The 7,928-nt window shown below is 32.7% G+C and carries 4 protein-coding genes and 1 tRNA gene; 4 read left to right on the top strand and 1 reads right to left on the bottom strand.

Annotated features, from left to right (window positions below; genetic code table 11):
- Positions 1-135: 135 nt before the first annotated feature.
- Positions 136-210 (bottom strand) — tRNA-Asn (locus HOH73_04335).
- A 127-nt stretch (positions 211-337) separates the two neighbouring features.
- On the opposite strand from HOH73_04335, the gene HOH73_04330 reads away from it, so the two are divergent.
- The 4 genes from HOH73_04330 to HOH73_04315 form a co-directional block, all read left to right on the top strand.
- On the top strand, positions 338-760 hold the full coding sequence (locus HOH73_04330; protein MBT5828082.1) for a hypothetical protein: 423 nt from the start codon (positions 338-340) through the stop codon (positions 758-760).
- Between the two features lies 1 nt (position 761).
- Positions 762-1,778, top strand: coding sequence for a phosphate ABC transporter substrate-binding protein (locus HOH73_04325; GenBank protein MBT5828081.1), 1,017 nt, complete (start codon positions 762-764; stop codon positions 1,776-1,778).
- A 78-nt stretch (positions 1,779-1,856) separates the two neighbouring features.
- Positions 1,857-7,013: a hypothetical protein gene (locus HOH73_04320; protein MBT5828080.1), complete on the top strand. Its 5,157-nt coding sequence runs from the start codon at positions 1,857-1,859 to the stop codon at positions 7,011-7,013.
- 40 nt (positions 7,014-7,053) lie between these two features.
- Positions 7,054-7,928, top strand: an 875-nt coding sequence (locus HOH73_04315; GenBank protein MBT5828079.1) for a hypothetical protein, incomplete at its 3' end; no start/stop codon positions are given.

The raw sequence follows: 7,928 nt of genomic DNA, 5'->3' as shown, positions 1-7,928 counted from the left end.
TTAGGAAAAATGGAGAGGATTTCAACAACTGGTGCGGACAAGTAAAAAGCCTTGAGAACCCGCTAACACTGGGGTTAGAAGGGGTAATTGATTTCTAGAATTAACCCGATTTTCACGAGTTAGAGAATAGATGAATGGCTCCCCGGGAAGGATTCGAACCTCCGACCAAGTGATTAACAGTCACCGGCTCTACCACTGAGCTACCGAGGAGCAATGATGTGCTAAGCTTTTACATGACTATCTTTTCTATTTCAACAAAAATTTTATTAAAATTAATTTTTTCTTCTAAAATCAGTCTTGCACTTTTAATATGAAGCTAAATGTTTAATTTGTAATAATGAGAATTCTTATTCTAATTGTGATTTGTACTATTATATCATCATGCAATATACCATCCTCCGGTGCTATTCACATTACTAAAAAATATAATTATGAATCTTACAGCTACTTTAATTATACTATAGATAAAAATAATATCTATGTGGAAGCCAGAATAGGAGGAATTGAATATAGAGGAGGGGTCTATAAAATTAGAAATGACTTTTATGGTAATAATGATAATAATAAATCTGCAATATTAAGTATAAGAGGAACTCAAAATAGAGTCATAGAATGCTACCTAACCCAAATTTCTGCTCGAGATTTTGCAAAAGGTGGTTATGGAACATGCTATAGTCAAGGTTTGAGGCTTTTTGATGTCAAAATAATTAAATCATTTAGCTATTTTTCATCGGGCTTTATCAGAACATTAGGTAATTAAAATGAATAAAAAAATATTTCTATTTGTAACTTTACTAATTTGCTTAAACAGTAACATTTACGCAAATAATATCAGAATATCAGGCTCTTCCACAGTATATCCTTTTATGAGTTTTATTACAGAGGAATATGCTGCAAGATATAAACAAAGAGCTCCAATAATAGAGGCGGCAGGCACAGGTGGTGGCTTTAAAGTATTTTGTTCTGGTGTGGGTGAAAATGCAGCCGACATAGCAAACGCATCTAGAGTAATGACAGAAAAGGAGGTTGATAATTGTAAAAAAAATAAAGTTAATAATATTGCGCATCTTAAAATAGGTTATGATGGTATAGTATTAGTTAATATGTCCTCAGCTCATCATTTTAATCTAAGTGAAAAAGAATTGTTTTTTGCACTTGCAGAATTTGTACCAAAAGATGGACAAATAATTAAAAATCCATATAGAAAATGGCAAGAAATCAACCCTAACTTACCTAATACTAATATAATAATCTATGGTCCGCCACCAACTTCAGGCACTAGAGATGTATTTGTTGAGAATATTATCTATAAAAATTGTGTGCATAACCAAATTTTTAAAGATAATTTTGCTAATATCACAGAAAGACATAAATATTGTAACAATATCAGAGAAGATGGAGCCTATATTGAAATGGGTGAAAATGATAATCTCATTATTCATAAATTGCTGCAAAACCATAATGCTCTCGGTATAGTTGGCTATAGTTTTCTTGATAATAATCGCGACTTTCTAACCGGAGCTAAAATTAACGGGATTGAAGCAAGTTATGAAAATATAAAAACACAAAGATATGCACTCTCAAGACCATTATTCATTTACATCAAAGAAGATAATTATCAAAATAAAGATAATTTAAAGAATTTTGTAAAACATATAGTCTCAAGCGATTTAATTGGTGAGGATGGTTATCTAGTATATCGTGGCTTAATTCCTCTTAGTAAAACTGAGTTTAGGAATAATAAAAAAATAGCTTATGATTCTTTAAGAAAGTTTTAATTTTTATATTATTTGCATCAGATATCTTTTAATGCTACATTTAAATTAACAAGCAGAACCTATTAGATATAAAAATTTATGAGAGAAAGCGAATTAGAGTTAGAGATATCAACTGCTAACAAAAAATCTCTTGAATTGAAAAAAGAGCTAACTTCACTAAAAGTAACATTAGAAAAATCCTATGGCAAAGCCAAGCCGGAAAATCTTCCACCTAATAAAGATATTAAAATTACAAAAGCTGAGTTAGAAACAGCAAAAGACAAATTTGAAGCCCAATTAAAAATATCTTCCACTAAAATACAAAGTGCAGAAATTTATGATAACCAAAAAATTATACATGACTTGTCGCTAGCAGAAATCACATATGTTGATGCAAAAAAACAATTTAATTTAGCGCAATTAGAGCAAGGTTTACTTGACATAGACAGATTAAAATTATGCACAAGTGATCGAGAATTTATGTATCAAATTGATATAATACAAGATAGATATTTTGATATTATAAATATGGGGCAAGTAAATGAAATATCGACTCACAATAAAACATTAGCCAATTTAGCCAAATTAACTTTTTCTTCATCCTTAGATCAATTAAGTGAGAAAAAACTAGCTTTAGAATTTGTTAAAGCAAGTGCTGAAATTTATAAATACACCGAATTTAGCGATAAAGGTGACTTTAGTAGAAGAGCAAAAAGAGATAAGTTTAAGGAGCAAGCGGTTACTACAATAGATCAAGCGGCTTTATTACTAAAATCTTCTCTAGCAGAAGGTTTAGATATTAAATCATTAGAAAAGCAAATAACTTATGAGTTGCAAGCTGAAGAGCGTTTAGTAAAGCAAATAAAAAAACAAAAATTACCTTCTATAAATCAGGAAAAAGATTTAGCTAAAATTAAAGATAATGTTGCAAAATTAACCGAGAAAATTGCACAAATAAATATTGATACAAAAGAGATATCACCAAAATTAGCGCAGCTAACTGCCACAGATTTAGGTGCTAGCGAATTTGTAATTAAAGACCTAATGCATTTCGCAAAATTGTCTCCTGAACTACGTGAGAGAAAAGCAGAAGAAGATGAAGATAGAGCTGCCAAGGCAGATATTTTAGCTACAAAACTCTCTAATAGTTTGCAACAAAATATAACTTTATTAAAATTAGTGGCAGATGGTACGGTTACAGAAGCTCAGCTAACCGCAGTAGGTGTGGGTATAGAACTTACTGATAAAGTTATTTCTCAAATTCCTATACCTATTATAACAAATATTGCGAAACTTCTAACTAAAGTAGCAGAAGAAGGACATTTGGTATCTTTGCAGGTAATAGCTAAAAGCAAATATAAGGTAATAAGCTCTGTATCTACAGAGCAAATAAAATCTTTTGCAACAGAATTTGCGCAAAGTTATAATTACGCAGATAAGGATCAACCTTCTATTTTGAATGATATAACCGAGGAGTCTCTTGATAAAATTGCTGAGATTGCGGCAGGTAGAATAACTGGAAAATTAGGTGGTTTAATTAAGGCTGATAATTTAAGAGTGGGTTCAATAGAAAACACATTATTACAAGCAGTTACCAAAGAAAACTCCTTAGGCTCATCATATCAAGTAACCAATAGTAAATTGGCTAAAACAGCGCAAAGTGCAAGAGAAGGTAAAATTACAGCTGAGGGTTTTCTTTCAAGAGGTGGTGTAATTTACAATGGAGAAAAATATTTACACGCAAAGAAAGGTACAGAAAAATACGGCTTTAGAGTTGTTAGTAAATTACCAGAAGGTTATATTACTAGAACGCAATTTAAATTAGAAAAAAGAGCAGAAGTTGATGTCACTGAATTAGAGAGCGGTGTAGAGGAAAAATTAGAATTAAAGATCCAAGAATTAAAAGGTAAAGAGTTAATAGCTAAGCAAAAAATTTACTTTATGTTAAATGAAGAAGTGAAGGCTAAATTAACTGGAGCTGATAATACAGAAAAAATGAATTTTTTTATTGGTGAATTAGAACAAAATTCATTAGCTCGGCTCAAAGAAAAATATCTAAGCACTGGCATGATTAATTTGGCTGTAGGAAGAAAAACGCAGCTTACTAAAGCGGGAGTAAGAGAACAGGAGTTAACAGAAAATATAACATCTTACTTAAAAGTGGCTAGAGAACTTGAATTAGAAGTGGCAACGCAAGCATCGGCAGACTTTGAAGATAGAGAACAAGAAGTGGAAGCAAGAGATGTAGTAGGCGAAGAAGCTAGTATAAGAGATGTATTATTAGATAGTTCAGTTTTAGCAGACATCACAGAAGATGAGAGTAAAAAAGGTATACAAGCTAAAGCGCAGAAATTATATGAAGGTTTATCAAAAACTCTTTCAGCAACAGTAAGTAAGAGTGAGAGTGAAGTAACAGCAAAAAAAACAATTACACTTAAACCTCAAACCAGACCAGCTAAAATATTAGATGTACAAAATTCTGCAGATTTAGCTAGTGAAAAAATAGCAGTAGCACAAAAAGTACTAACTTTGAAAGAAGATTTGCTAAGTTATCGCAGAAAGCTTGCTGTAGAATATGGTTTAAAAGCTGAGTCACAAGAGAGTTTTAGCAAGAATGATGTTCAGTTACTATCTGTGCAAATGAAACAAGCTGAAGAAAATTTTGCTAGTAACATAAGGAAAGTACAAAGTGAAATAGAGAGTAGCTTAGTTCAGGGTAATAAAAAAAATCTAAAAGAGCTCCAAGCTGCGGAAACTGAATATATACAAGCAGCAAAAACATATAATATTGCTCAGTTAAGTTTAGCAATTAACAATTGTGAAAATTTCAAATATGATCTAACAGATCGAGAATTCACCTTTGAGCTTGCAGCATTGCAAGATAGCTATAATCAAACAATTAATCAGCCTAAGCTAAATGAAATGCTTGCTCAATCTGAGCAATTTGCAAAAATGATAGAGTTTATGCCAGAGGCAGCCTTGCCTGAATTAGTGGAAAAGAAAATAAGTTTAGAAATAGTAAAGTCAGTTGAACAGATTTATCAATATGCAAAGCAAACCAGCTCTGCAGCTTCACCTAATATATTACAAGAAAGCTCGTTAAGACATTTACAGGAAGCTAGTAAATTGTTAAGGAAAGAGCTATCTTCCTCAACTCAAGAGGTTGCAGAATTAAGGCAAAGGCAAGAGTTATTAATCAGAGATAAAAAATCAATTAATACTCAAGCAAAAAACTTCCTAGGTTTTTCACGAAGGCTAAATAGTAAAGAAGAAAAATCTGTGCAAACTATAAATGAGCAGTTGGAAGAATGTGTGGCTAAAACTACTAAATTACTTGCATATCAAGAGAAATCTGGAGCTATGACAGAATTTAAACTTGATAATTTTGGTAAAATGGAGCATGGCATAGTAGCAAAAACTGATTTTGTTAATTTATCGCCTGAATTTAGAGAAATTAGAGAAGAGGAGAAATTAAAATTAGAACATAAAGTAACAAAGTTAGCCAAAGCTTTTGAAGCTACAATGAAACAAAATATTACTTTATTAAAATTGGTGGCTGATGGTTTAGTTGAGGAAACACAATTAACCGCAGCTGGTACTTCTATTGAAGTTGTTAGCGAATTTGTTGATCAAATCCCTATACCAGTCCTTACTAATATTGCCACTTTGTTACTTGATGCTGCAGAGGAAGCTAATAGCGCAAATTTAATGAATCATGCTCAAAAGAAATATGATATAATCAATCATTTAACAGAAGAGCAAATTAAAGCTTTTGCAACAGAGTTTGCTGAAAGTTTTAGTTATACAGATAAAGATCAACCATCTATTTTAACCGAAATAACAGAACCTGCGCTAGATAATATTGCAAATATAGCAGTAAGTAGAATAACTGGTAAGCTAGGAGGGGAAATTAAGACTAAAAATTTAAGTAGAGATATTGTATATGACACATTAGCAAAGGCAGTAAGTCAAGAAAACAAACTAGGTTCATCTTATCAGCCAACTAACACTAAATTGGGAAGATTAAAAGATAGTAAGGGTAAAGGTAAACTTACGGCTGAGGGTTTATTATCTAGAGGTGGTGTTATATATCAGGGCGAAAAATATGTGGAGGCTACCAAGGGTGCAGAAAAATATGGCTTTAGATTAGTAAGAAATTTACCAGAAAATTATGTAACACAAGCAAGATATAAGCTTGAAACTCAGGGGCAAATATCATATGCAGAAGTATCTGAAAATCGTGCAGAAGAGTTAGCGCTTAAGCAAGGAAAAAGTGAGAGCGACATGAATATAGCAGCAGCAAAAATTACTGCTATGCTTCGAGATGATGTAAAACAAAAACTAATGAATGAAGAAGGTAAAATAGAATTGGAATCACTAGAAGGAAAATCTTTTGCTGAAATAAAAAAAGAATTCTTGCCTGAAGTATCTTCTTCGATTCTGAGCGTTTTTACAAAAAAAGAAGAGTCACTCACCAAAGAACAATTTAAAGAAAGTGAATTAGATAAAGCCCTAAAAACTTATTTTGCAGCAAAAGCAGAATATCAAGATTTAATTTTATCTACAGCAGAATCATTATCTAGCAGAGAGGTTGGAGAGAGAGACTCAATAAACTCTATAAATGAAGAAGATATACGAAATGCGGTTAATAGCCCCGATGTACAAAAGGAAGCAAATATAGTTGCAAGTAAAAAAACTCTTAAACAACAAGCTAAAGATAAAATAGGTTCAATATTTGCTAAGCAAGGCAAGGATGTTGAGCAAGAATATAGAGATCCTGGGGAAGTGCCTAATGCCAGAGATAGCGCGGTTGAAGCAGCCCGTGAATCCTCTATAAGTTCAGAATTTGAAGAATTTTCAGGTGAAAGAGAAGTAGATGTATTAACTGAAAACCCAATGTTAAAAGATAAAGCAGATCCAAAATTAGCTAAAAAAACTGGTAAAGCCGCAGCTGCTGGTGCTGCGGCAGGACTAGGTATAGAAACAGTAGTTGAGGTTTCTGGTATAGAAGCAGTAGCGTCACTTGCTGAAAGTGGTTTACTAGATGTCTTAAGTACAACCTCTTTAGATACAATGGGTATAGCCGGTCTTGCTGCAGGAGGCGCAGTGTTTGCTGCGAGTAAAATAAGAGACAGTCTAAGAGGCAGCAGAGTAGATGAAGCAAGCGATATAACAAAGCCAGTATTAGGAAAATTTACAGAGCAAATCGCAAATGAAGGAAGGAATTCTTCAATAGGTAGAGGTTCTGGTGGCTAAAAGTTAAAGATAAATAATGATGAGAAGATGAGAGATAGAGATGAGAGATGATGAAGAAAAAGGCATAAAGAGTTATCAATTAGAGTTACGTTCAGTTCTTACTAAATTAAAAGCTGAGGGCATGACTGGTGGTGACTTAACTAGTAAAAAAGCAGAATATGAGGCAAGCAAGACCTCTTTTGCTGATCAGTCCAAACGATCAGAAAAAGTAGCAGCTCATATAAGAAGTGAATTTAGCAGTGTTAAGCAGGCACTAGATGAACTTCCAGAAAGCGGTAAAGAGTTAATAGCGGCAACTAAATCATATCAAGTTGCTTTAATTGAGCAGAATTTAATATTATGTCGAGAATATTTAGCGGTAAAATCAGCTGATGAACTCACTGATGAGCGCTATAGACAAGTTAAATTAAGCGAGTTAAAAGAAAATCAGCAAGAGCTTGATAGTAGTAACTTTACAACAGAGCTAAACTCTTATATTGCTACTTTCACGCAAATAGCTAATAAAGGTCTAAAAGAAGAATCTTTCGATAAAATGAAAGATAATCAAGTAGCTGCATTTGAACTTGCTGAATCTGCAATAGCCATGTCAAGCTTTACAAAAGGAACAGAGGAATTGAGCTCCTGTCAAGGTAAGCTTGATGTAGCTGTAGATAAATTTACACAGTCTAACTCTGATATGAAATCATTAAGCGAGCAAACAATACAAGCTAAACTGAACAGTAAAAGGAAAGAGTTAACAGAATTAGAAAGTAAAAAGAAAAGTTTAAACCCATTTAAAAAAGGTAATTCAGAAGATATTACAGGTTTAAAAACAGAAATCCAAGCTATTGAGCAAGTGTTAAAAACTGCTAAGGGTTTAAGCAGTTTAAACCAAGTTACAAAATCTGTACTTACTGAAGGAGAGCCAATTATAAC

Source organism: Alphaproteobacteria bacterium, from assembly GCA_018667735.1.
GTDB lineage: Bacteria > Pseudomonadota > Alphaproteobacteria > Rickettsiales > JABIRX01 > JABIRX01.
The sequence above is the reverse complement of the archived record's forward strand: the minus strand, read 5'-3'. Positions and strand labels throughout refer to the sequence as shown.

Excerpts from the sequence above, each read along its gene's own strand:
- HOH73_04320 (MBT5828080.1), top strand. The coding sequence starts at position 1,857 with ATGAGAGAAAGCGAATTAGAGTTAGAGATATCAACTGCTAACAAAAAA.
- HOH73_04325 (MBT5828081.1), top strand. The coding sequence starts at position 762 with ATGAATAAAAAAATATTTCTATTTGTAACTTTACTAATTTGCTTAAAC.
- HOH73_04330 (MBT5828082.1), top strand. The coding sequence starts at position 338 with ATGAGAATTCTTATTCTAATTGTGATTTGTACTATTATATCATCATGC.